The sequence below is a fragment of the Vibrio sp. 1159 genome (genome assembly GCF_033340395.1).
Classification (GTDB): Bacteria; Pseudomonadota; Gammaproteobacteria; order Enterobacterales; family Vibrionaceae; genus Vibrio; species Vibrio alginolyticus.
In genome coordinates this window covers 1-1160 of the sequence record NZ_JAWOWL010000150.1, presented here as the reverse complement: position 1 = coordinate 1160, position 1160 = coordinate 1, and the positions used below count along the sequence as shown (strand labels likewise).

General features: G+C 43.7%; 1 protein-coding gene. It reads right to left on the bottom strand.

Annotated elements, in window-relative coordinates:
• Window positions 1-95: 95 nt before the first annotated feature.
• The coding region (locus R7127_RS26610; RefSeq protein ID WP_318148724.1) for a methyltransferase at window positions 96-1160 on the bottom strand (1065 nt) is incomplete at its 5' end.

The window sequence follows — 1160 nt, the reverse complement described above, 5'->3', positions numbered from 1 at the left end:
TAACCACAACATTAACCATTTTTGTCACGTTTTTTTTACAAAAGCCCACAATAAAGTGGGCTTTTTCATATAGTCGATTTAGATATAAAAAATAACTAATTCTTATATGCACAAATTAAAATATTTCTCGGCGTAACTGATTTAGGGCAAAACTCTGCCAATCTAACACGATAACCACGTTCTTCAAGATAAAGCACTTTGTCTAATGCGAGCCAGATCTCCAAAGGTCGCTGAAAAACCAGTTGCACTAAGCTCATTCTTTCCATATGCCAAAAACGTTTTATTGCCCGCCTTTCAAACTCGGCAAAGTCAATCGCTTGGTTAATCTCGATACCTTTTTCTTTCGCAGCCCAGAGACACAATGCCTCAAAACCATCACTTAACTGTGATTTTCGAATGCTTGGCACGGGTTGATACTCATCAACTCCCAAAATCTCACGTGTCAGTAAATCAAAACCAAGCCTGAATACCATCTCTTGTTGACGATGGCGACGCACACGTTCACCGCCTGTCACCGTCTGTTGCAATGGAATGCGCAGTTCATGCTTAGACAAAATGAGTTCAGACGCTCGTACTGATTGGGATAACGCTTGGTACGTCTCGCTTTGAATCAAATGATAACAGCAAGGTGAAATCGTCATCGCCGCGATGCCGGCTTCACTTCCATATTCCATCAACCGAACATGAAGGTCACCACAAGCATGCAGTGCGACAGCATGTTGCGTGGGTTTGAATACTGCCTTGGTTTGAGGATCAAACGCGTCACCTTGGATAAAGGTCATTTTCCAATGATGTTCATTCGCGGCTTGTTGGCCGGAGTCGCATAACGCTTGTTGATATTCAAAACTGGTCACTGGTTGATCGGTTTGCGTGGTTAAGATCCGACCTAAGTATCCTTTACCCGAGCACCACTCTAACCATTCCTCACCTTGATGAGATTGAATCGCTGCCTCCCCCATCGCTGTGATCTGTTCTAACTTGCGCCCTGGGATTCCACTGTCTAACCCTCTTTCTAGCGCTAGGCCATCTAATGCCATCGACTCTAACTGTGTATGCCTAAGTAAGGATGGTAAATCTGGCAAAAACACACTGATTTCATCCAACGCAAGGTCTGAGTCAGCTTTGAGATTTTCTATTTGTGAGGGAGAAAGCGATTCTAA